We start from the raw sequence: 22,747 nt of genomic DNA, 5'->3' as shown, positions 1-22,747 counted from the left end.
GGGGATGGGCAGAAGTACCACCACGAGAAGCCGAGCGAGGAGCGCGAGACACGGTCCAGCGTTCGCTCGGCGGCAGGTTGGGCGCGGCGAGCCTGACCGGAGTACCGGGCGGTCCCTGATCCGGCAGAATACCTCGCGCCGGTTCGAGCGTGGCATCGCTCGGCGCGGCGGGAACCTGCGCGGGGTGGTGCGACTCTAGTGCGCCAGGCCACCGGTGCTGAGGGCTCCGTCCAGCCCGATGAGCCGGACGTCGATGCGTCGTTCCTTTGCCGACGCGTGGAACTCGCGGAGCACTTCGGCGGCGTCGTGGTCCAGTCGCTTCACGCCGCTTCCGTCGATCTCGAGCGTGCTCCCTGGCGGAACCTGCTGCAGGCGGGTCGAGAGATTCGCCTTCGACAGGAACGTCAGGTGCTCATTCAGGCGCAGTCGCGTGACCGTTCCCTCTTCGGCGACCACGGCAAAACTCGGCGATTGCAGGTGCTCGAGCAGGATGAACACCAGGCTCGTGGCAAGGCCGATGGAGATGCCGACCAGCAGGTCGGTGAGCAGGATGCCAATGGTCGTGGCAAGGAACGGCAGCCACTGATGAAATCCCTTCGAGAGGAAGTACCTGAGCTGTCGAGGGTGCGCCAGCTTGACGCCCGTGTGCACGAGGATCGCTGCAAGCACGGCCAGCGGGATCCGATTCAGGACCATGGGAATCGCGAGGACCGCGATGACCAACAGCCCACCGTGGAGGATCGCCGAGGCGCGCGTCTTCGCGCCGGCGTACACGTTAGCCGAACTGCGCACGATGACTCCGGTCATCGGGATCCCACCTACGAGGCCGCAGATGGTGTTGCCGATACCCTGAGCCACGAGTTCCCGGTTCGCCGGCGCTTCGCGCTTGAGCGGGTCCATGCGGTCCGTCGCCTCGAGGCTGAGCAGCGTTTCCAGTGAAGCGATCACCGCGATGGTGCCGCCGGCCGTCCACACGGCCGCCGAGCCAAGAATCGACCAGTCCGGCGCGCTCAGCGCGGCGCGCAGGTCGGCCATCGACGAGATCACCGGGAGCGTCACCAGGCGCTCGGCGCCCAGCGCCATGTCCGAGCCGTTGGCGATGAAGACCGCGTTGATGACCACGCCAAGGATCACCGCGACCAGCGCACCCGGGACGAGGGCGAACCGCTTCATGAAGGGGCGATCCCACACGATCAGGATGCCCAGGGCGAGGAGGCTCAGCAGCAGGGCCCCGGTCTCGATGCGACTGAGCGCATGGCCGATTGCGGAGAACGTGTTCTCGTTGTTGGCCTGCTGGAACGCCTGGTCGCCCTCGAAGTCTGCGTCGTAGCCGACGGCGTGTGGCAGCTGCTTGAGGATGATGATGACGCCGATGCCGCAGAGCATTCCGCGGATCACGGCATTCGGGAAGTAGTAGCCGATGACCCCGGCGCGCAGCAGGCCAAGCGCGATCTGCAGGACGCCGGCGATGACCACCGCGGTGAGAAAGGCCTGGAACGAACCGAGCGTGCTGATCGCCCCCAGCACGATGGCGGTGAGGCCCGCGGCCGGCCCACTGACCATCAGGTGTGAACCCGAGGCGAAGCCGACGACCAGGCCCCCGACCACGCCGGTCACGATGCCAGCGAAGAGCGGGGCCCCGGACGCCAGCGCGATGCCGAGGCAGAGGGGAAGGGCGACGAGAAGCACGACGACCGACGCCCCGACGTCCGAGCGCCATGAATCGCGAAAGCGTGGCGTCCAGTTGGCGCTGCGTTCGTCCAGCGTCACGTGGGGAGTCGGAGACATGCGGGCGGGTGGAAGGATGGCGCAGGAGCGACGGGGACCAATGCTAGGGTCGTCGGTATCGAACGACAACCAACAATTTCCTTGCCGTCGCATCGAGATTTCTTGCGCTCTCGCACCGCCGGGATGCCTAACGCCGAAGCCCGGGTGCCGTCTGCTGCGCTCGGCTTACCGCCCGAAGAGGTTCATCTGTTCCGCGCGTCGTGCCCGCTCCACGGTGAAGGACGTGGCCGCATCCTGACCGGCCACCGTGAGGTCGCCACGGAACGGCGTGCGATGGAGCGCGGCCGACACGGCCCCGTGAGCCGCTGCGGCGGTGTTGTTCTGCGCACTCACGTGGGCCAGCACCACGTGGCGCAGCCCGTGGTGCGCGAGGTTGCGCGCCATCCGCGCCGCGGCCCGGTTGCTCAGATGGCCGCGTCCCCCGCTGATGCGTCGCTGCACCGACCTCGGATACGGGCCGTTGCGCAGCATGTCCTCGTCGTGGTTGCTCTCCAGGACCAGTGCATCGACCTGCGAGAGCGCGCGCTCCACCGAGGCCGGGGCGTGCCCCAGGTCATACGCGATTCCGCACCGTGCGCCCGTGCGGCGGCTCTCGATCGCCACCGCCACGGGCTCGAGACAGTCGTGCGGAATGCGAACGCTCGACACGACCATCGTATCCAGCAGCAGCGTCTCGCGCGGAGAGATCGGGACAGGCTTCGTCACCGCGAGTTCCGGCAGCTCGTGGATGGTCCCGGGCGTCGCGTACACGGTCCAGCCATAGCGTCGGGCCGCGACGCGCGCGCCACACGCGTGATCGCCGTGCGCGTGCGTGAGGATCAGCGCCGAGATCGATTCGGGCGGGTGGCCCGTCGCCCGCAGGCGTTGGGCCAGGGTGCGCGCCGGGAACCCGGCGTCCACGAGGACGCGGTCGCCATCACACTCGACCACGATCGCGTTGCCTCGGCTCCCGGTTCCGAGGATGGTGACGTTCACCCGACGCTCCAGCGAGCGCCGTGCGCGCGGGCAAGATGCAAACGCTCACGATCACCGAGGGTAACCTGTCGACGCGACATCACGCGCGCCGCGACCTCGAGGAACTTCTCCAGGCGATACGTGCCGCCGCCAAACGCGAAGGGTGCGATCACCCGCGGGGGCATGCCGTCGTTCACGACGTTGGCGCCGGCGCCGACCACACTCCCGGTCGTCAGGCGGGTGCCAATACCGGTCCTGGCGTGATCACCGAGCAGCGTCCCGAGGAACTGCAGCCCCGTGTTCTGCTCGCCGTCGGGCGCCCACGCGTGGACCATGCCGTACGTGTTCTTCAGGTTGCTCGTCACCGTCGCTGCGCCGAGGTTGGTCCAGCGGCCAAGCACGCTGTGGCCGACAAAACCGTCATGGCCCTTGTTGGCGTGCCCGATGAAGATGGTCGAGCTCACTTCGCCATGGACGCGACAGGTTTCACCGATCGACGACGTCGCCACGCGACCGCCGAGCACCTGCGAATCGCGCCCGATCACGCACGGGCCCACCAGTCTGGTGAAGGCCGAGATGGTTGCGCCGCGATGAATGAGAATGGGCCCCGCGCTCGCGTCCAACACCACCATCGGCTCGACCCGGCACCCGGCCTCGAGGGTGACCAGATGGTCGCCAAGCAGGGTCAGCGTGCTGGCGGGCGCCGGTTCGATCGTCGGGGCCAACGCTGCGATGTCGCTCGCCAGCATGACCGGGAGATGGCGGATGAGATCCCACGGACGTTCGAGCCACCACCCGGCGACGTCGGTGGTCGATCCGGCAGAGGCCAGGGATTCGAGCCGCAGGTCACCCGCATGCAACGCAGACACGTCGATCGGCGCGGAGAGACGGACTGCGACGAGGCGACCCTCGCACTGCCACGCATCTCCGGCGGGGTAGGCTGACACCGCCGGAGCAAACCGCGAATTGGCGAGGATGGTACCCGCCGCGAGGGTTCCACTCGTCAGGCAGGGCGGCGCGTCAAACTCGCCGAAGTCCTGCAGGTGCGCGGACGTCACGGTCCCGGTCACGTGAGCGCCGAGGGCCCGCGCCCAGCGCTCGTGCATCATGAGCGCGCCGGCCCGAATCGCGGCAACGGGGCGCGTCAGGCTGAACGGTTCGAAGCGGCGCGCCTGCGCGTCGTCCCACAGGACCAGGTCCGTCACGCTCGCTCCCGAACCTCAGCCGGCAGGCGCTCGATCAGGGTCTTCAGATTGGCCGCGTCTTCCATGGTGGTGACCAGTGTCAGTCCGGGTCGTGAAACAACGATCAGGTTGCTCACCCCGAACAGTACGACATCACCGCCTTCGGCGTGCACCACGTTGCCGGCGGCGTCGACAGCGAATGCGGGCCCTACCGCCGCATTGCCGTGCGCATCGAGCGCGCGGACGCGCCGCAGGGCGGCCCACGTGCCCACGTCGTCCCACCCGAACTCACCGGGAATCACCAGCACGCGTCTGCTGCGCTCGAGCACCCCCACGTCCACCGCGATGGACTGCACGGCGCCAAAGAACGTGCCGATGTCGTTCGGATGCGCCGCGAGCGCGGGGGCGACTTCCGGCGTGAGCGCCCTGACTTCATCCAGAAAGTCGCCGACCCGCCAGACGAAAATGCCCGAGTTCCACAGGTAGCCCTTCGCGACCATGAGCTCGGCCGTAGCCGCGTCCGGTTTCTCGACGAAGCGATCGACGCGACGAGCGTCGCCTTCGACCACAGCGCCCGGTGCGATGTAGCCGAAGCCGGTCTCGGGCCGCGACGGGACGATACCTACGGTGATGAGCGCTCCCTGCTGCTCGGCCAGGTCGGCGGCGCGCTGAAGCGCGCGACAAAAGCTCGCGGGATCGCCGACCGACCAGTCGGCATGCACGCTGATCATCGTTCCGTCCGGATCGCGACGGGCGATGTGGTTCGCTGCCCACGTCAGCGCGCCCGCGGTACCGGCCGGTCGCGGCTCGGCGATGATGTTGTCGGTGGGAATCTCGCTGGCGAGTTCCCGGATCGCGGGCACGAGCGACGCGTTGGTGAGGATCAGTGTGTGCGCCGCGTCGGCGACCTCGCGGAGTCGATCGAGGGTCTCGCGCAGCAACGGCGTCGCGGTGACGAGCGGCAACAGCTGTTTGGGGCGCGCCGGTGTGCTCAGGGGCCAGAAACGCGAACCGACCCCGCCAGCGAGAACGACGACCCAACGACTCATGAGGCTTCCTTCGTGACCGGGGACGCGCGCGTCACCGGGGGCGGCCACGCCGCCACGATCAGATGATGGACGCGATGTTTCCGCGGTGCCGCCGCAGGTCGGCGATGAGCGCACCGAGGTTGGCCATCGGATGCACCAGCACCAGCAGCATCGTGTCGGCCGCGAGCGTGGTCACCACCGCGTATCCGCGCTCATACTCGAGCACGGCGGTCACCAGTCCGCCGCGACCGCTCGTGGCACTGAGGTCCGCCGCTGTGGCCACCAGGGGTGGTACGTGCGCGGCGAGCGGATCCAGGTCGGCGCCGCCGTGTGCCCGGCCGTCGATCACCATCCCGTCGCGGCCGAGGAGTACGACTGCATCCACGCCATCGCGCTGGGCCAGCGTGGCGACGAGTTCTCGAATGGTGGGCAACCGGCCATTGGCCATGGTGGGACCAAGCATAACGGTCTCGAGGTGTCGAAGGGAGGGGAGATTCTGGAGGCTCGCTTGAACTGGAAACACGCGGTCGGTAACCTTCCACGCACGCCCATGACGCACAGGAACTCGTTGTCAGCACAGCACAAACGGCGTCGCGCCCTCGCCATCGTGCTCACGGCCGCCGCCGTGGGCGGAGCCTCGGGTTGCGACGATCCATTCGGACTCAAGGCAACGGTGGCCGTCGCCACGGACACCTCGGTCGCCTTTGCCATGACCGGCACGACGGCAGCCTTTCCCTCGGGCTTCAACGCTGCCACGGGGGCCGTCATCCGCGTGGCGCCAGACCTCGCGTTCGACGTGGCCTTTGACCTGACGCCGGATAACAAGGTTCGGCTCATTCCCGCCCGGCTGATCAGCGCTGTCCGGTCAACCTTCGGGTCGGTCGTTCCGACGCAGGCGGTGGGGTTGCAGTCGCCGTCGGGCGCCTTCGATGCAGTGACCAAGGCGCCGAACAATGGCTACAAGCAGGACTCCGTGGTCGTGGTGGGTGTGGGCCAACCGGTGGTGATACAGACCAACAGCGACGCGTGCCAGTTCTCGCTGGCCTCGCTCCTCTACGCGAAGGTCGTCGTCGACTCCGTCAACGCCACGACGCGTCAGATCTTCTTCCGGGCGACCCGGAACCCGAACTGCGGTTTTCGCTCCTTCCAACCAGGCGTCCCCAAGGACTGAACCCATGCATGACTTCCGCGTGCTCCGCGACCAGGTCGACCTGTTGCGGAGCGCGATGCAGCGCCGTGGCAAGCTCGATTCCCTCGCGTCGCTGATCGATCGTGGGGTCGAGCTGGACGTCGAACGTCGCGCCATGATCCAGGCGGTGGAAGAGCGCAAGGCGTCACGCAATCAGAACAGCCAGGAAGTCGCCCGCCGCAAGAAGAACAAGGAAGACGCCGAGGCGCTCATTGGCGCCGGTCGTGCGCTGGGCGAAGAGATCGCGCGACTCGAGTCCGAGCTGGCCGCGTCGGAGACGGAGCTGCACGAGATACTGCTCGAGCTGCCCAACGTTACGCTCGACGAAGTGCCCGCCGGGGACGAGACGGCGAACCGCACGGAGAAGTCGTGGGGGACTCCCCGTGACGCCGCGGGCTGCAAGCCGCATTGGGATCTCGCGTCCGCCCTCGGCATCCTCGACCTCGAGCGCGGCGCCAAGATCTCGGGCTCCGGTTTCGTCGTGCTCCGCGGGCAGGGCGCCCGCCTGGTGCGCGCGCTGATGAACTTCTTCATCGATGTGCACACCCGCGAGCACGGCTACGAAGAGGTGTGGGTGCCCGTGGTCGTGAACCGGCAGACGATGATCGGCACCGGGCAACTCCCGAAGTTCGAGGAGGACATGTACGCGCTCCGCGAGGAAGGGATGTACCTCGTGCCGACCGCCGAAGTGCCGGTGACGAACCTGTATCGCGACGAGATGCTCGACGCGGCGCAGCTGCCGCGCGGGTTCGTGGCGTACACGCCGTGCTTTCGTCGCGAGGCTGGATCGGCGGGGAAGGACACGCGCGGGCTCCTCCGGCTGCACGAGTTCGACAAGGTCGAGATCGTGCGCTACACGACGCCGGAACAGTCACCGCACGAACACGAGCAGCTCACGCGACACGCGGAAACGCTGCTCGAGCGGCTCGGCCTCGCGTATCGGCGCGTACTCCTCGCCGCCGGAGACACGGGGCAGAGCAGCGCCAAGACCTGGGACCTCGAGGCGTGGGCGCCCGGCGTCGGCAAGTGGCTCGAGGTGTCGTCGTGCAGCACCTTCACGGACTATCAGGCCCGGCGCGCAAACATCCGCTTCCGTCCCGCGCCGGGCGAAAAGCCGCGCTTCATTCACACGCTGAATGGCTCCGGCCTCGCCTTTCCACGCGTCATCGCGTGCCTCCTGGAGGTGTACCAGCAGCCGGATGGCAGCGTGACGGTCCCGGAGGTGCTGCGCCCGTACCTCGGGACGGACGTGCTGAAGTAGCCATGCGTCAGCGCGCCACGGTGGTGATCGCCGTCGTGGTGGCGCTCGTGCTGGGATCGTACGTGCTCTACACGCAGCGCGTCGTGTCCAGCCTGCGCCGGGAGGCCGAGCGTGAGGGGCGCATCTATGCGCGCGTGTACCGGGCCATCTCGGACACGGCTGCCGATCCGACGCCGGCGCTCTTCGACATCCTGGAGCACATCCGCGAGGCCGGCGTGCCCGTGGTCATCACCGACGTGCGCGGCCGGCCAACGGCCAGTGTCAACACGCCATTCGACCGCGAGCCCAACGACGCACGCCTGATCGAGTTTGCCGCGGCACTCGACCTGGAGAACGAACCCATCATCCTGCCCGGCGTCGGCCTGCTGCATTTCGGCGTCACGCCGCTCGTGAAGGAACTGCGCGTGGTGCCGATCCTGCAGGCCGCGTTTCTCGCGCTGATTCTGCTCGCCGCCGTGTACGCATTCCGCACGCGCGCCCACGCCGATCGCGAGCGGGTCTGGGCGGGCATGGCGCGTGAGTCGGCGCACCAGCTCGGGACGCCGCTCTCCTCGCTCGCCGGCTGGATCGAGCTGCTCCGCGAGCGCGACGGTGATGCGATGACCGGGCGCGCGCTGGAGCACATGGAGGGCGACCTCGTGCGCCTCGAGCGCGTGGCCCATCGCTTCGAACGCATCGGGCGGCCGCCGCGCTCGGAGACGGTGGACCTGGCGCACATCGCCGAGCAGGTCGCCAACTACTTTCGCGCGCGGGTCCCGTCGCTTGCGCACTCCGTCTCGATCGAGACCAAGCTGGACGCCGGCGGCGCGACGATCCAGGGCGACAGCGTGTTGCTCGAGTGGGCGCTCGAGTCGCTGCTCAAGAACGCGATCGACGCGCTTGCCGGGCGAGGCGGGCGCGTGCAGGTCACCGTCGAGCGCACGCCCGAGGCCGTGCGGCTGGTCGTGGCCGACGATGGGCCGGGCGTGCCGCGTGAACTCCGACGTCGCATCTTCGACGCCGGGTTCTCCACGAAGCAGAACGGGTGGGGGCTCGGACTCGCACTCACGCGTCGCATCGTGCAGGAGTCGCATCGCGGCACCATCGTGCTGCTGCCCACGGATCGCGGCGCGACGTTCCAGATTACCTTTCCCGGATGACGGTTGCCCCACCCCGCGAGACGTCGTACCTCGATGGATTGAATCCGGCGCAGCGCGAGGCGGTGCTGTACGGTGACGGCGCGCTCCTCGTGCTCGCCGGCGCCGGCTCGGGCAAGACACGAGTGCTCACCACGCGGATCGCGCATCTCATCCGCCAGCGGGGCGTGCATCCGGGGTCCGTTCTCGCGGTCACGTTCACCAACAAGGCGGCCAACGAGATGAAGGGCAGGATCGGGCGCCTCCTCGGTCGCGATCCGGTCGGCATGTGGTGCGGCACCTTTCACTCGGTGGGCGCACGGCTCGTGCGCAACTACGCCAGTCTCGTGGGGCGCACGTCCAGCTTCACGATCTACGACGAAGACGATACGCTTGGAGCGATCAAGCGCATCATGGAGCGTCTGCGCATCGCGCCAAAGGAGCGCCCCCCGCAGGCCATCGCCCACGCGATGTCCGATGCGATGAACCGGCTCGTCTCGCCGGAGGCGTTTGCCACGTCAGCCGCGGACCCGTTCTCCAGGGATGTCGCCGCCGTCTACCGCGAGTTGGAACCGGCGATGCGCCAGGCCAACGCCGTCACATTCGACCACCTGCTGACCTTGCCGGTCGAACTGCTGACGCGGCACGACCACGTGCTCCACGCGATTCGTGAGCGCTTCCGCTACATCCTCATCGACGAATACCAGGACACAAACTCGGCGCAGTATCAGTTCGCCGTGCAGGTGGCCGGACCGCGAGGCAATCTGGTGGTGGTCGGTGACGACGATCAGTCGATCTACGGATGGCGCGGTGCCGACGTGCGGAACATCCTGGACTTCGAGCACGACTTCCCCGGCGCCCACGTCGTGCGCCTCGAGGAGAACTACCGCTCGACGCCGCAGATTCTCGCCGTGGCGAATTGCGCCATCCTGGCGAACACCGAACGACGCGGCAAGACGCTGCGCACCACGCGGGCCGCCGGCGACGCGGTCGTCACGGTGGCGTGCCTCGACGAGCGCGACGAGGCCGACTTCGTGATGGGCGACATTCAGGCGCGTCGCTACGCCTCACGAAGTCGGCCGCTCCGCGACTTTGCGATCCTCTACCGCACCAATGCGCAGAGCCGCGCGATGGAAGAGTCGCTGCGGCGTCAGGGCATGCCGTACCGGCTCGTTGGCGCCGTGCGCTTCTACGATCGGCGCGAGATCCGCGACCTGATGGCGTACCTCAAGCTCATCGCGAATCCCGCCGACGATGAGGCGTTTCGTCGCGCGGTCACCGTGCCCCGACGGGGGGTTGGCGATACGACCATCGAAGCCCTGGCCACCGCGGCTTTCGACGCCAAACGTCCGCTGCTGGAAATGGCGCTCGATCCGTTCGCCGTCACGCCGTTTCGCCCGGCCGCGCGCAACGCACTCGAGGCCTTTGCCCGCCTCATCCTTCGCGTGCGCGAATTGGCAAAGGATGCGTCCGTCGATGCGGTCCTGCGAGAGGTCATCGAAAGCGTCGGATACCTGGATCACCTGCGTGCCGAAGGCCCGGAGGGCGTCGAACGCGTTGAGAACGTCCGCGAACTGGTGGCGGGCGCCGCGGAGACCGTGGTGGATGAGGGAGGGGAAGTCGGACTCACGCCACTCGACCTCTTCCTTCAGCGCGCGTCGCTCGTCACCGGCCTCGATGGCCTGGCCGCCGGTGCCGATGCCGTGACCCTCATGACGATGCATAACGCGAAGGGACTGGAGTTCCCCGTCGTCTACGTGACCGGCGTCGAAGAAGGACTCTTCCCGCTCGCTCGCTCGCGCGAGCAGCTCTCGGCTCTCGAGGAAGAGCGACGCTTGTTCTATGTGGGCATCACCCGCGCCGAGGATACGCTGTTCATCACGCACGCCCGTGGGCGCCGGCGAAACGGCGAGTTCATGCCATCAATGCCGTCCAGTTTTCTCCGGGAGATTCCACCGGCGCTCCTGGTGGCACGCTCCACACCGCGCTTGCGCTCGTCGGCGCCCGCTGGTGACGGCGAGGCCTCCTGGGGACGCGCGGCGCGACCCTGGTTCGATGACGACTTCGCGCCAGCCGCTCCCACACCGAGACGGCAGGGGTCACCGGTCCGCGTGGCCAGCGTCCCCACGATCGAGGACGAGTCGCAGGACGCGCCGCGCTATGTCGTTGGCGAGCGTGTGCAGCATGCAAAGTTCGGCGGTGGCGCGATCGCCGAAGTGTCCGGCCACGGCCGCGATGCCAAGGTCACCATCGATTTCGATGACGAGGAGGTCGGGCGCAAGCGCCTCGTCGTCGCACACGCCAGCCTCACGCGAGGAATGGACTGAATGTCGGTCGACGAACGTGACGTGCGCCACGTGGCGGCGCTGGCGCGACTTGGGCTCGACCCGTCGCGCACCGCGGCCCTCGCGCAGGAGCTCAATGGGATCCTGGCGCACATGGAGGTGCTGCGCGCCGTGGACACCACCGGCATCGCGCCCATGGCCGGCCCTCCGGGGGCGAGCCGCCTGCTGCGCAGTGACGAGCCTTCGGCCGATCCATTGCGCTGCCCGCTGGACGCATTTGCGCCGTCCTCGCGCGACGGGTTCTTCCTCGTGCCGCGCCTCGCCGCGCATGAGGGCACGGACGCGTGACACCGGATCGGGCACAGGGATCGGCGGCGTCGCAGCGCGAGCGCGTCGCGGCCGGCGAGGTGAGCGCACTCGTCGCCGCCAATGAAGCGTTTGCCCTTGCCGACATGATCGGCGCGAACGACCGCGACGGACTCAACATCCTGCTCGGCTGCGATCGCGCGTGGACGCGGGCGCAGGCTGAGGCGGTGGATGCTGATGCCGCGCGTGGCGTCGCTGGCGCGTTGGCCGGCGTGCCGGTCGCGATCAAGGACAACCTGGTGACCGAGCACCTGCCCACGACCTGCGCATCGCGGGTGCTCGAGGGTTACGTCAGTCCGTTCGAGGCCACGGCCGTGCGACGCCTCCGAGCGCAGGGCGCCGTGATTCTCGGCAAGACAAACCTCGACGAGTTCGCGATGGGTTCGTCCACCGAACACAGCGCATTCGGACCCACGCGCAACCCTGTCGACCCCACGCGGGTACCCGGAGGCTCGTCAGGCGGGAGCGCCGCGGCTGTCGCCGCCGGTTTGTGTCGCATTGCGCTTGGCTCGGAAACGGGAGGCTCGGTACGTCAGCCCGCGGCGTTCTGCGGCGTGGTCGGGGTGAAACCGACGTACGGACGCGTCTCTCGGTACGGACTCGTGGCATTCGCCTCGTCGCTCGATCAGGTGGGCGTGTTCGGCGCCTCGGTCGATGACGCGGCGCTTGGGCTGCAGGTGATCGCTGGCCACGACCTGCGCGATGCGACGTCCGCCGTGCATCCGGTACCGTCGTTGCGTGCGGCCGGGGACGCGCCGCTCCTTGGCGTTGTCGTTGGACGGCCACGCGAGTACTTCCCCGCGTCGCTGGACCCGCGCATCGCCGAAGCATGCGAGGTTGCACTCGACCACCTCCGCGAACAAGGTGCGCAGGTGCGCGAGGTGTCGCTCCCGCACACGGACCTCGCCATCCCCGCGTACTACGTGCTCGCCCCCGCCGAGGCATCGTCCAACCTGTCGCGGTTCGATGGGGTGCGGTACGGCGCGCGGGTGGAAGGCCCGGGCGGGCTGCGCGGCATGTACGAGGGCACACGATCCGTCGGCTTCGGGCCCGAAGTCACGCGTCGGATCCTGCTCGGCACCTACGCGCTCTCTGCCGGCTACTACGACGCGTACTATGGAAAGGCCATGCAGGTGCGCCGTCTCATCGCTGACGACTTCGCGCGTGTGTTTGCCGAAGGGGTCCACGTCCTGCTCACACCCACCACGCCATCGCCGGCGTTTGCCCTCGGCGCGATGAGCGACCCCTACGAGATGTACCTGAGCGACATCTTCACGGTCACCGCGAACCTCGCCGGCCTGCCGGCCATGTCGGTGCCGGCGGGGCACGTCGACGGCTTGCCGATCGGAGTGCAGCTGATGGCCGCACCGTTCGACGAGGTGCGTATGCTCGCCGCCGGGTACACCATCGAGCGCGCGCGCCTCGAGGCAGCATGAGCGCGCATGATCGATGGGAGCTCGTCGTCGGGCTCGAGGTGCACGTGCAGCTCAAGACGCAGACCAAGATCTTCTGCGGTTGCTCCACGTCGTTTGGGGACGCACCGAATCGCAACACGTGCCCGGTGTGCCTCGGGCTCCCGGGAGCGCTGCCGGTGCTCAATGAGCGCGCGGTGGAACTGGCGACGCGGACGTCGCTCGCCCTGGGTTGCACGGTGCATCCAGTCTCCCTCTTCGCGCGCAAGAATTACTTCTATCCCGACCTGCCCAAGGGCTACCAGATCTCGCAGTTCGATCGTCCGCTGGCCACCGGTGGCGCCATTCCCCTGCCCGGTGGTGGGGCGGTGGGCATCACGCGCGTTCACATGGAGGAGGACGCGGGCAAGTCGATCCATGACCGCTTCCCCGGAGCCTCCGCCATCGACCTCAATCGCGCCGGCACTCCCCTCGTCGAGATCGTAAGCGACCCCGACCTTCGCAGCGCCTCTGACGCACGCGAATACCTCCTGCGCCTCAAGGCCATCCTCGAGTACACCGAGGTGAGCGATGCCAACATGGAGGAGGGAAGCCTTCGGGTCGACGCCAACGTGAGTGTGCGCCCGCGCGGCGCCGCGACGCTTGGCATGAAGGCCGAGATCAAGAACATGAACTCGTTCTCCGCCGTCGAGCGGGCGATCGAGGTGGAGTTCGAGCGCCAGGTGGCGACGCTCGAACGTGGGGAGCGCGTGGTGTCGGAGACGCTCCTGTGGGACGCGGCGCGCAACGAGGTGCGGCCGCAGAGGTCCAAGGAGGAGAGCCACGACTACCGGTACTTTCCGGAGCCGGACCTGCCCCCGCTGGTTCTCGAGGCCGCATGGATCGAGGCGCGACGGTCGGACCTCCCGGAGCTGCCACTGGCGCGACGTGAGCGGCTGCAGCGCGCGTTTGGCATCAGTGAATACGATGCTGGTGTGCTGACGGCGAGCCGGGCGCTGGCCGACTACTACGAGGCCGCCGCGGGGCAGCTCGGCGACGGCAAGGCTGTGGCGACATGGGTCATGGGCGAGGTGCTGGCGTGGCTCAACACGTCCCGGGCGTTCATCGCCGACTTCCCGATACCGCCGGGGGAGCTGGCCTCGCTGCTGGAACTCGTGAAGACGGGCACGCTCAGCCGGACTGCGGCGCGGAAGGTCTTTGACGTACTGCTGCGCGAGCCCGGCGCTTCCTCGCGCATGGTGGCCGAGCGCGAGGGACTCGTCCAGGTGAGCGACGACGGCGCCCTCGTTTCGTGGGTCGACGCGGTGATCGCTGCCCACCCCGACGAGGTCCGTCGCCTTGTCGCAGGGGAGAAGAAGCTCCTCGGCCCGCTCGTGGGTGCCGTCATGAAGGCCTCGGGAGGCCGCGCGGACCCGCGTCGCGTGAGCGCGCTTGTCAGCGAGCGTGCGGCGCGCTGAGACTGCCTAACGGCCCGCAGCGCCGAGGAAGAGCGGGGGCGTCAGGTGGCCGGCAAAGGCCAGTCGCGTCTGCGGCAGGCCGAACCGTCGGTCGGCCTCGGCCAGCAGCGCGTCTTCGCCCCCAACCCGCAGCGTCTCGCGCCGGACGCGTTTTGCGAGCCGGAGCTGGTCTTCTCCGGACGGGTCCAGCTGCCATGGGTCGGAGGCGTCCATGCGCTGGTACAGGTCCACGATGAAGTCGAAGGCACGGTCGAGGTAGGTCCCCACCTGCGCCCCCGGCAGGTCGAAGCGCGAATGGACCTTGGCGAGCCGGAACGCGCGTTGCCACGACTCCATGTCCGTCACGCGCACCATGCCCCGAAAGATCCGGCGGTTGGTTGGCGTGGAAAAGATCGTCGGGCTCAGGATGCGATCGAGGTGCCCATCGGCCCGCGAGTGATCGAGCAGGATCAGCTCCCTTGCCCGGTGCGCGGAGCTGTCACCGAGATGCGTCTCGAAGCGGATCTCCCAGTAGCTGTGCCCCAGGGCGGCGGTCGCCGAGGTCACCGCGAGCTGTCGTGGAACGAAGTAGTTGTGGGCAATGGCGTCGGCCGCCAGGTGGGCGAGATATCCGAACGCGAAGGCGCGCATCGCCTCGTCGCGCGCCCGATCGAGAATCTCCATCCCCACGCTCCAGGAATGACAGTGCCGCCCGGCGGCAGCGTACTTCTTGGCGATGCTGGTGTCGGCCGCGATCGATCCGTAGAGGAAGTCGAACGGAAACGCGTTCAGCAGCTCGGCCACGGATCCCGGCAGGAGGTGGAGCGAGCGGAGAACCGCGTCACCGAGGTACACGTGTGTGCCCGGCGTCCACGCCCAGGCGATGTCTGGCGTCAGGCAGATCAGCGCTACCGCGGCAAGGAGCAGCCGCACGCGCTACTCGCCACCCTCGCCTGATCCGCCATCTCCACCGCCACGCTCGCTGCCCCCGCCCTCGCCAGGCGGGCGCGAGCGCTCACCCCGCTCGCCCCGTTCGCCCCGTTCGCCACCACGGCGGCGCCGCCGTCGCTTGCGGAGCGCGCGCTCGTCGCGATTCATCTCCGCCATCGACTGCTCCTCGTACACGCGTGGCGGTCTGTCTTCGCGTTCGCGACGCTCCACTCTCTCGCGCGGCTGGTCCGGGTCGTCCGCGTCTTCGCGCACCTTCTTCTCGACGAAACCGCGCGCCCGCCGCACGCCGGCGCGCACCACGTCCGCGGTGCCGCGCACGCGGCCCGACAGGTTGCGGATCTCTTCCACCACCACGCGCGCATCGTGGACCGCACCGGTGATGTCCGCCGAGGTCGACTTGACCAGTCGCGACAACTCGTCGAGGGCGCGACGCAATGCGAACAGCGTGAACGTCGCCGCCACGAGCATGAACAGCACCAGCAGGGACACGAGGCTCTGGCCCACAGTAGCCACCTGGTCGAGCCACGTGCGCTCAATGATCACGTGCTGGACCGTGGGGGCCACCTGGAGGGCGAAGGGCAGGTCGAAAGAGTGGAGCATCGAAGGTGAGGTGGGGAAGGTTCCCGGACGACGCGAGCAATCTATATCCCGGAAGCCGCCGGTCGCAGAGACGCGGGGAAGACGCTTGAGATCGGCCCCTGCCTCCGGGCATTATTCGCGAACCTCCCACGCATCGCATGGCACCCGTTCAATACATCGTCGAAGGCGGCCACACGCTCTCGGGCTCCATCGAGCCGGCGGGCAACAAGAACGCCGCGCTCCCCATCATTGCGGCGTGCCTGCTTACCGAACATCCGGTGATCCTGCGCAACGTGCCGCGCATTCGCGACACCGAAACGCTCGTCGACCTGGTGCGGAGCGTCGGCGCCGAGGCCGACTGGACGGGCCACAACGAGCTGCACGTCGCGGCACGGCGACTCACCTCCGATGACCTCGATCCGGAGATCTGCGCAAAGATCCGCGCGTCGATCCTTCTTGCCGGCCCGCTGCTCGCCCGCCGAGGACACGCCGTGCTGCCACCGCCTGGCGGCGACGTGATCGGCCGCCGTCGCGTCGACACGCACTTCCTTGCCTTCGAACAGCTCGGCGCCACGGTTTCCGCCGGTGACCGATACGAGTTTCGCGCGCCCAAACTGCGAGGTGCGGACGTCTTTCTCGATGAGCCCAGCGTGACGGCCACCGAAAACGCCCTGATGGCGGCCGTGGCCGCCGAGGGGACCACCCTGCTGCGCAATGCGGCGAGTGAACCGCATGTGCAGGATCTCGCCAACTTCCTCGTCGCCCTGGGCGCCCGGATCGACGGCATCGGCACCAACACGCTCACCATCCACGGCGGTGCCGCGCTTGGCGCCGCGACCCACCGCATCGGGCCTGACCACATCGAGGTCGGCTCGTTCATCGGGCTGGCGGCCGTCACACGCTCCGAACTGAGGATCACGCGGGCGGGCGTGGAACACCTGCGCAGTATTCTCATGGGGTTCGAGCGGCTCGGCATCACCTGTCGGATCGATGGCGAGGACTTGGTCGTCCCGGCCGAGCAGAGTCGCCGCATCCGCGAAGATCTGGGGGGCCACGTCCCCAAGCTCGAGGACCAGCCCTGGCCCGCGTTCCCGGCCGATGTCATGTCGATCGCCATCGTCACCGCCACGCAGTGCGAGGGCCTGATCCTCATGTTCGAGAAGATGTTCGAGTCGCGGATGTTCTTCGTCGACAAGCTCATCTCGATGGGCGCGCGGATCGTGCTGTGCGATCCGCACCGCGTGATCGTCTCCGGGCCGTCGAGGCTGCGGGGTGCCAAAGTGGAGTCGCCGGACATTCGCGCGGGCATGGCCATGCTGCTGGCCGCGTTGTGCGCCGACGGAAACAGCACCATCAACAACGCCGGGCAGATCGAGCGCGGCTACGAACGCGTGGATGAGCGCCTGAACGCGTTAGGCGCCCGCATCACGCGAGTGCCCGCGCGCTGAGTGACGCGACCGCCACTGCCCGTCGCCGAGACCGTCCCGGACTTCGAGGCGCTCGGGCTCGTCGCCTTTACCACCCAGCGCCAGGCGGGCAGTTTCGCGCTGCACGGCGACGAGCCAAGCGCGGTCGTGTGGGATCGCTGGATCGCGCTTGCCCAGGCGCTCGGCGCGGAGCGCCTGATTTCGGCGCACCAGGTGCACGGCGTCAAGGTGCTGAGCCACACCGGCGAGTGGTCCGGGATCCTGCGCGCGAGCGAGGCCGACGGCCACATGGCGTGGTCCGGTTCGACCGCCATGGCCGTCACGCTGGCGGACTGCATCCCGGTGTTCATCGGCCACCCGGCCGGGGTCGGCGCGATCGTCCACTCCGGATGGAAGGGAACCGCGGCCGGCATAACTCAGGTCGCCATCACAGCGCTGGACGCGGTGGGGTACCGCGCGGCGGACCTGCGCGTGCACGCGGGCCCGGGCATCTGCGGGCGCTGCTACGAGGTGGGGCCTGAGGTATATAGTAGGCTCACCGGTCGCCGAGCTGAGCAGCCAACGCCCGTCGACCTCCGCGCATTGATTGCCGACTGCGCGCGCGCCGCGGGCGTCAGGGCGGTGAGCGTGAGCACGAGCTGCACCCGGTGCGACAACGATCGGTTCTACTCGCATCGGTGCGGTGACCTCGGGCGCCAGCTCGGCGTGCTTCGCACGCGCTAGGAGGCGCAGTCGCGTCCGGGGCGGCGGATTCGTCGGCTTGCACGGATGTCTCGCGTGATCTACATTGCTGCGTCGCCCGGAATGCCACCGGGTGTTGAAATGTGGGGGAGGTTCCCCCGCATTTTTTTGTTCTAAGGGGGGCTCGAAGGGATATGAACCCGGCGCTTGAAGATCTTGTCCAACAAGAGCTTGACGCGATGGGATTCGATCTCGTGGAGCTGAGGCGCGGGGGCACGTCACGGCGGCCGGTGCTCGACGTCCGGATCGACCGCCGGGACGGAACCAAGGTCACGGTGGACGATTGCGCCCACGTGTCGCGTGCCCTCGAACCCCGGCTCGAGAGCTCGAGGCTCGTGGGTGAGTCGTATGTGCTCGAAGTGTCATCGCCGGGCGTGGAGCGTCCGTTGCGCCACGCGGCGGACTGGCGGCGGTTCGCAGGTCGACGGGCGCGGGTGCTGAGTCCTGCGCTGGGCGGACGGATCGACGTCGAAGTGGTGGGGATCGAGAGTTCAGAAGGCTCCGAGGTCGCGGTGGTTCGCGATCTCAAAGGGACAGAACACCGGGTGGCGCTCTCCGACATCAAGGAGGCGCGGCTCGTGTTCGTGTGGAATACATGAGGATGCTGGCATGACCGGTACCGCTGAAATCCTGAGTGCCATTCGCGAGCTGTCGCACCTCAAGCAGCTCGACCGCACGGAACTGCACGGACTCCTCCAGGACGGCATTCATGCCGCCCTGGCAAAGAAGCACGGCCCCAACGTCAAGGCCGAGATCGAGATCGACGAAGTCCGCGGCGAGATCCGGATCGTGCTCCTCAAGACCGTGGTGGCCGAGGTCGTGGACCCGGGCGCCGAGGTCTCCGTGGAGGAGGCGCAATACGAGGATCCCGAGTTCCAGCCGGGCGACGTGATGGAGATTCCCGTCGACTACTCGGAGTTCGGGCGCAGCGCGGTGCAGGCGGCCAAGCAGCGCATCATCCAGCGCGTGCGCGAGGGTGAACGCACGCGCATTCGCGACGAGTTCTCCTCGCGCGTGGGCGAGTTGCTGTCCGGCGAGGTCCAGCAGATCGAGCGCGGGAAGCTCGTGCTCATGCTCAGCAAGTTCCGCGAGGCGGAGGCGATCATGCCCTACCGCGAGCAGAACCACCGCGAGCATTTCCACCAGGGCGATCCGATCCGGGCCGTGCTCAAGCGCGTCGAGGAGACGCCCAAGGGCCCGCGCCTGATCCTCACCCGTGGGGATCCGGTCTTTGTGCAGGCCCTGTTCAAGCTCGAGGTGCCCGAGATCCAGCAGGGCATCGTCGAGATTCGTGCCTCGGCCCGGGAGGTTGGCAGTCGCACCAAGATCGCTGTGTGGTCGCGCGACGAATCGATCGATCCCGTGGGCGCCTGCGTGGGACTCAAGGGCGCCCGTGTGCAGGCGGTGGTCAACGAGCTGAATGGCGAGCGCATCGACATCGTGCCCTGGTCCAACGATCCGGAGCGGTTCGCCCGCCTGGCGCTGGCGCCGGCCCGCGTGGCCCGCGTCTTTTCGGATCCGGAGAACCGGACGATCCAGGCCGTCGTCGACGAGGACCAGTTGTCGCTGGCGATCGGCCGCAATGGCCAGAACGTGCGGCTTGCCTCGGAGCTCACGGGCTGGAAGATCGACCTGTACTCCAGCCGCGAGTGGATGGAGCGGGCCGACGGGCCGAACTTCGCTCCGCTGCCCGAGGAACAGGATGGCGGTGCCGACGTGAAGCTTTCCGAAATCCAGGGGCTCTCGCCCGCCACTGTGGCGGTACTCGAGGACGCTGGCTATCGCACGCTCAACGACATCATCGACCTGGAGCGCGAGGACTTCCTCAAGCTCCCGGGCATTGCGCCGGAAGAGGCCGATCGCATCATGGTCATGCTCTCGGAGCTGACTACGGAGGATGGCGACGAGGGTGGTGGAGAGGGCTGAGCGCGCACCGATTGCGCTCGACCCCGCGGTCGAGCGTCAGGTGCTCGGCCTCCTGGGACTCGGGGCGAGGGCGCGGAACGTGGTGGTGGGCGTCGATCGCGTGCGGGACGCGGTGCGGCGCAACAAGGTGATCCTCGCGATCGTTGCACCAGACGCATCGCGACACAGCCGGGAGAAGGTGCTGCCGCTCCTGCAGGCGCGGCGGGTTCGGACGGTCGAAGGGTCGACCGCAGACGCGCTGGGTGGGGCGGTGGGCAAGGCGTCGACCGCGGTCGTCGGGATCACCGACGCATCGCTGGCGGCCGGGGTCCGCAGGTTGGTGGACCCTACCGCACGGGCAGGACGGACACCGGGTCCGCGAAGGACTCGTTAGGAGGCTTCGTTTGAGCAAGCTGCGCGTACACGACATGGCTGGTGAGTTCGGCATCTCCGCCGAGGATGTGATGCAACTCCTCAAGGCGATGGATGTGCCGGTTCGCAGTCATTTGAGTCTGCTGACCGACGACCAGGTCGCGCGGGTTCGCGCGCGATGGGAGCGGGAAAAGCGCGCGCGCCAGGAGAAGCCGGCGAGCGCGCCGCCCACGCGCACCGGTCGCCGGCGCGGTACGCCTGCTGTCGAGCCGGCTGCGGCTGCCGAAGCGCCCGCCGCGGCGCGCGGGAGTGTGAGGCGCCGAAAGGCCGCCGACCTCCCGCCGGCAGAAGCGGAAGTCGTCGTCGCCGATGATGACGTGCCCGCACCGTTTGACGCCCCGACGGAGGAAGCGCCTGAGCGCGTCACCGTGGAGGCCGTCGCACCGCCGCCGGCCGAAGTCGTCACGGCACCCGTAGCAACGCCGGAGCCTCACGCTGAGCCGGTCCAGGCAGACGCGCCCCCCGAGCGCGCGCCTGTTCCCGCGCCGACTCCGGTACCCGTGGCCAGTGTGCCGCCGCGTTCCGTCCCCGTCGCGAGCGCTTCCCCTCCGGCGCTCAACCGCCAGCGCCCGCGCCCGATCGTGCCGGCTCCGCCGCGCGCGCAGCGGCCAGGTGCGGCCGGTGGGGCGTACCCGCCGCCTCGGCCCGTTGCGTCAGGGACGCCGAGTGGTGGCGTCAGCATTCCGGCGCGGGATGATCGCAAGCCCGCGGACTCATCGAGCGCTGGCACCCGGGGCAAGAAGAAGGGCAAACGCGACCGCGTCGACCAGGAAGAAGTGTCGGCAAACATCACGCGCGTCATGCAGAACATGCGCGGCGGTGTCGCCAAGCGCGGCACGCGTCGGCCGGATGAGTCGCGGGCCGATCTCGAAGCCCAGCGCCGCGAAGAAGTGGAACGCGAGAGAAAGACCGTCCGCGTCAACGAGTTCATCACGGTCGCCGAGCTCGCGGACATTCTGAAGGTGCCCGCGACGCAGATCGTTGGCTTTGCGTTCAAGAACCTCGGCCTGATGGTCACGATCAATCAGCGCCTGGATTTTGACCAGATCGAACTGATCGCGACGGAGTTCGGCTTCGAAGCGGCGCGCGAGGAGGAGTACAAGGCCGACATCGGCGCGGTGGAAAAGGACAAGGCCGAGGATCTCAGGGCGCGTCCGCCGGTCGTCACCATCATGGGTCACGTCGACCACGGCAAGACGTCGCTGCTCGACTACATCCGCAAGGCAAACGTGGTGGCGGGCGAAGCCGGCGGCATCACGCAGCACATCGGCGCGTACCACGTGTCGCTGCCGGGCGATCGCGCGATCACGTTCCTCGACACGCCGGGCCACCAGGCCTTCACCGCGATGCGTGCGCGTGGTGCCCAGGTCACGGACATCGTCGTGCTGGTCGTTGCGGCGAACGACTCCGTGATGCCGCAAACGATCGAGGCCATCTCGCACGCAAAGAACGCGGGCGTGCCGCTCATCGTCGCCATCAACAAGGTCGACCTGCCCGAAGCCAACCCGATGCGGGTGTCGCAAGACCTCCTGCAACACGGGGTCGTGCTCGAGCAGTTCGGTGGCCAGACGCTTTCCACGCCCATCTCCGCAAAGAAGGGCACCGGTGTCGCCGAGTTGCTCGACCAGATCCTCCTGCAGGCCGAGGTCCTCGATCTCAAGTCGAACCCCGACAAGGCCGCCACCGGCTCCGTCGTCGAAGCGCAGCTCGACGCAGGGAAGGGACCGGTCGCGACCGTGCTGGTGCAGGGCGGTACGCTGCGTGTGGGCGACAATTTCATCTGCGGCCTGTTCTCGGGCCGTGTGCGTGCGCTGCTCGACGAACGCGGCAAGCAGGTCAAGCAGGCCGGGCCGGCCATTCCGGTGCAGGTGCTCGGCCTCGCAGGCGTCCCGATGGCCGGCGATCAGTTCCTCGTCGTCGAGGACGCCACGCAGGCGCGCGAGATTGCGCAGCGACGCGAGCGCCTCGATCGCGAGGCCAAGAGCCGTCGCACCAGCAAGAGCGCCGTCTCGCTCCAGGACTTCATGTCGCAGGCGTCCGCGGGCCAGAAGCGGAACCTGCGCATCGTGATCAAGGCCGACCAGGGTGGACCGGCCGAAGCGCTCGCCGACGCGCTGCAGCAGTTGTCCAACAACGAAGTGCAGGTCGAGGTGGTCCATCGCGGCGTCGGCGCCATCACCGAGGGCGACATTCTCCTGGCGCGCGCCTCGAGGGCGGTCATCATCGGCTTCCACGTGCGGCCAGACAACAACGCTCGTGCCGCCGCGGAAAAGGAAGGCGTCGAGATCAAGCTCTATCGCATCATCTACGAGGCCGTCGCCGACGTCCGCGCCGCCCTCGAAGGCATGCTGCGACCCGAAGAGCGCGAGGTGGTGCTCGGCGAAGCCGAGGTACGCGAGGTCTTCAAGGTCTCCCGCATCGGCACCATCGCCGGGTGCTCCGTCCGGAGCGGCGTCATCAATCGCGCCGGCCGCGTGCGTCTCGTGCGCGATGGCTCCGAGATCTTCGAGGGCGGGATCGCCTCGCTCCGTCGCTTCAAGGACGATGTGAAGGAAGTGAAGGAAGGGTACGAGTGCGGCATCGGCATCGAGAACTTCAACGACATCAAGGTCGGCGACGTGATCGAGTGCTACCGCAAGGAAGAAGTCGCGCGTACCCTGCAGCCGGAGGCCGCGGCCAACTGACGCCGCGGCG

General features: G+C 68.3%; 20 protein-coding genes. 13 read left to right on the top strand and 7 right to left on the bottom strand.

All coding sequences use genetic code 11. From position 1 onward, the window contains the following. Positions 1-195 precede the first annotated feature (195 nt). The 5 genes from IT361_15790 to IT361_15770 form a co-directional block, all read right to left on the bottom strand. Positions 196-1,788, bottom strand: coding sequence for a SulP family inorganic anion transporter (locus IT361_15790; GenBank protein ID MCC6319136.1), 1,593 nt, complete (start codon positions 1,786-1,788; stop codon positions 196-198). Between the two features lie 165 nt (positions 1,789-1,953). Next, positions 1,954-2,763, bottom strand: coding sequence for an MBL fold metallo-hydrolase (locus tag IT361_15785; GenBank protein ID MCC6319135.1), 810 nt, complete (start codon positions 2,761-2,763; stop codon positions 1,954-1,956). After that, positions 2,760-3,947, bottom strand: a complete 1,188-nt coding sequence (locus tag IT361_15780; GenBank protein ID MCC6319134.1) for a hypothetical protein — start codon at positions 3,945-3,947, stop codon at positions 2,760-2,762. Before IT361_15780 ends, IT361_15785 begins: the two co-directional genes overlap by 4 nt. Next, on the bottom strand, positions 3,944-4,975 hold the full coding sequence (locus IT361_15775) for a mannose-1-phosphate guanylyltransferase (protein MCC6319133.1): 1,032 nt from the start codon (positions 4,973-4,975) through the stop codon (positions 3,944-3,946). The genes IT361_15780 and IT361_15775 overlap by 4 nt, the downstream gene beginning before the upstream one ends. Positions 4,976-5,033: 58 nt before the next feature. Continuing rightward, the gene (locus IT361_15770; protein ID MCC6319132.1) at positions 5,034-5,417 is read right to left on the bottom strand and encodes a roadblock/LC7 domain-containing protein; all 384 of its coding nucleotides are present in this window, start codon (positions 5,415-5,417) and stop codon (positions 5,034-5,036) included. An 87-nt stretch (positions 5,418-5,504) separates the two neighbouring features. Between IT361_15770 and IT361_15765 the strand changes: the two genes are divergently transcribed. The 7 genes from IT361_15765 (at position 5,505) to gatB (ending at position 14,039) form a co-directional block, all read left to right on the top strand. Next, positions 5,505-6,125, top strand: coding sequence for a hypothetical protein (locus tag IT361_15765; GenBank protein ID MCC6319131.1), 621 nt, complete (start codon positions 5,505-5,507; stop codon positions 6,123-6,125). 4 nt (positions 6,126-6,129) lie between these two features. Continuing rightward, positions 6,130-7,404: a serine--tRNA ligase gene (gene serS, locus IT361_15760; protein MCC6319130.1), complete on the top strand. Its 1,275-nt coding sequence runs from the start codon at positions 6,130-6,132 to the stop codon at positions 7,402-7,404. Between the two features lie 2 nt (positions 7,405-7,406). After that, a complete protein-coding gene (locus tag IT361_15755) occupies positions 7,407-8,543 on the top strand; it encodes a HAMP domain-containing histidine kinase (protein ID MCC6319129.1) in 1,137 nt (378 codons plus the stop codon). Then, positions 8,540-10,846, top strand: coding sequence for a UvrD-helicase domain-containing protein (locus tag IT361_15750; GenBank protein ID MCC6319128.1), 2,307 nt, complete (start codon positions 8,540-8,542; stop codon positions 10,844-10,846). Before IT361_15755 ends, IT361_15750 begins: the two co-directional genes overlap by 4 nt. Beyond that, the gene (gatC, locus tag IT361_15745) at positions 10,847-11,152 is read left to right on the top strand and encodes an Asp-tRNA(Asn)/Glu-tRNA(Gln) amidotransferase subunit GatC (GenBank protein MCC6319127.1); all 306 of its coding nucleotides are present in this window, start codon (positions 10,847-10,849) and stop codon (positions 11,150-11,152) included. A gap of 104 nt (positions 11,153-11,256) precedes the next feature. Then, positions 11,257-12,606 (top strand): Asp-tRNA(Asn)/Glu-tRNA(Gln) amidotransferase subunit GatA, encoded by a 1,350-nt coding sequence (gene gatA, locus IT361_15740; protein ID MCC6319126.1) that lies wholly within the window; start codon positions 11,257-11,259, stop codon positions 12,604-12,606. Beyond that, entirely contained in the window at positions 12,603-14,039 is a 1,437-nt protein-coding gene (gatB, locus tag IT361_15735) for an Asp-tRNA(Asn)/Glu-tRNA(Gln) amidotransferase subunit GatB (protein ID MCC6319125.1), read from the top strand. Before gatA ends, gatB begins: the two co-directional genes overlap by 4 nt. Positions 14,040-14,045: 6 nt before the next feature. Here gatB and IT361_15730 read toward each other — a convergent pair whose 3' ends face one another. Continuing rightward, a complete protein-coding gene (locus tag IT361_15730) occupies positions 14,046-14,951 on the bottom strand; it encodes a zinc dependent phospholipase C family protein (GenBank protein MCC6319124.1) in 906 nt (301 codons plus the stop codon). Positions 14,952-14,954: 3 nt separating this feature from the next. Beyond that, complete coding sequence (locus IT361_15725) at positions 14,955-15,569, bottom strand: hypothetical protein (GenBank protein MCC6319123.1); 615 nt, start codon at positions 15,567-15,569, stop codon at positions 14,955-14,957. 137 nt (positions 15,570-15,706) lie between these two features. Here IT361_15725 and murA point away from each other — a divergent pair, with 137 nt between their 5' ends. The 6 genes from murA to infB all read left to right on the top strand — a co-directional run bounded on the left by murA (position 15,707) and on the right by infB (position 22,737). Further along, positions 15,707-16,996 (top strand): UDP-N-acetylglucosamine 1-carboxyvinyltransferase, encoded by a 1,290-nt coding sequence (murA, locus tag IT361_15720; GenBank protein ID MCC6319122.1) that lies wholly within the window; start codon positions 15,707-15,709, stop codon positions 16,994-16,996. Continuing rightward, positions 16,997-17,698, top strand: coding sequence for a polyphenol oxidase family protein (locus tag IT361_15715; GenBank protein ID MCC6319121.1), 702 nt, complete (start codon positions 16,997-16,999; stop codon positions 17,696-17,698). Between the two features lie 197 nt (positions 17,699-17,895). After that, positions 17,896-18,315: a ribosome maturation factor RimP gene (locus tag IT361_15710; GenBank protein MCC6319120.1), complete on the top strand. Its 420-nt coding sequence runs from the start codon at positions 17,896-17,898 to the stop codon at positions 18,313-18,315. A 10-nt stretch (positions 18,316-18,325) separates the two neighbouring features. After that, entirely contained in the window at positions 18,326-19,642 is a 1,317-nt protein-coding gene (nusA, locus tag IT361_15705) for a transcription termination factor NusA (GenBank protein MCC6319119.1), read from the top strand. Continuing rightward, complete coding sequence (locus IT361_15700; protein ID MCC6319118.1) at positions 19,614-20,015, top strand: ribosomal L7Ae/L30e/S12e/Gadd45 family protein; 402 nt, start codon at positions 19,614-19,616, stop codon at positions 20,013-20,015. The genes nusA and IT361_15700 overlap by 29 nt, the downstream gene beginning before the upstream one ends. Positions 20,016-20,049: 34 nt before the next feature. Next, complete coding sequence (infB, locus tag IT361_15695; GenBank protein ID MCC6319117.1) at positions 20,050-22,737, top strand: translation initiation factor IF-2; 2,688 nt, start codon at positions 20,050-20,052, stop codon at positions 22,735-22,737. Positions 22,738-22,747 lie beyond the last annotated feature (10 nt).

Source organism: Gemmatimonadaceae bacterium, from assembly GCA_020846935.1.
Lineage (GTDB): Bacteria > Gemmatimonadota > Gemmatimonadetes > Gemmatimonadales > Gemmatimonadaceae > RBC101.
The sequence above is the reverse complement of the archived record's forward strand: the minus strand, read 5'-3'. Positions and strand labels throughout refer to the sequence as shown.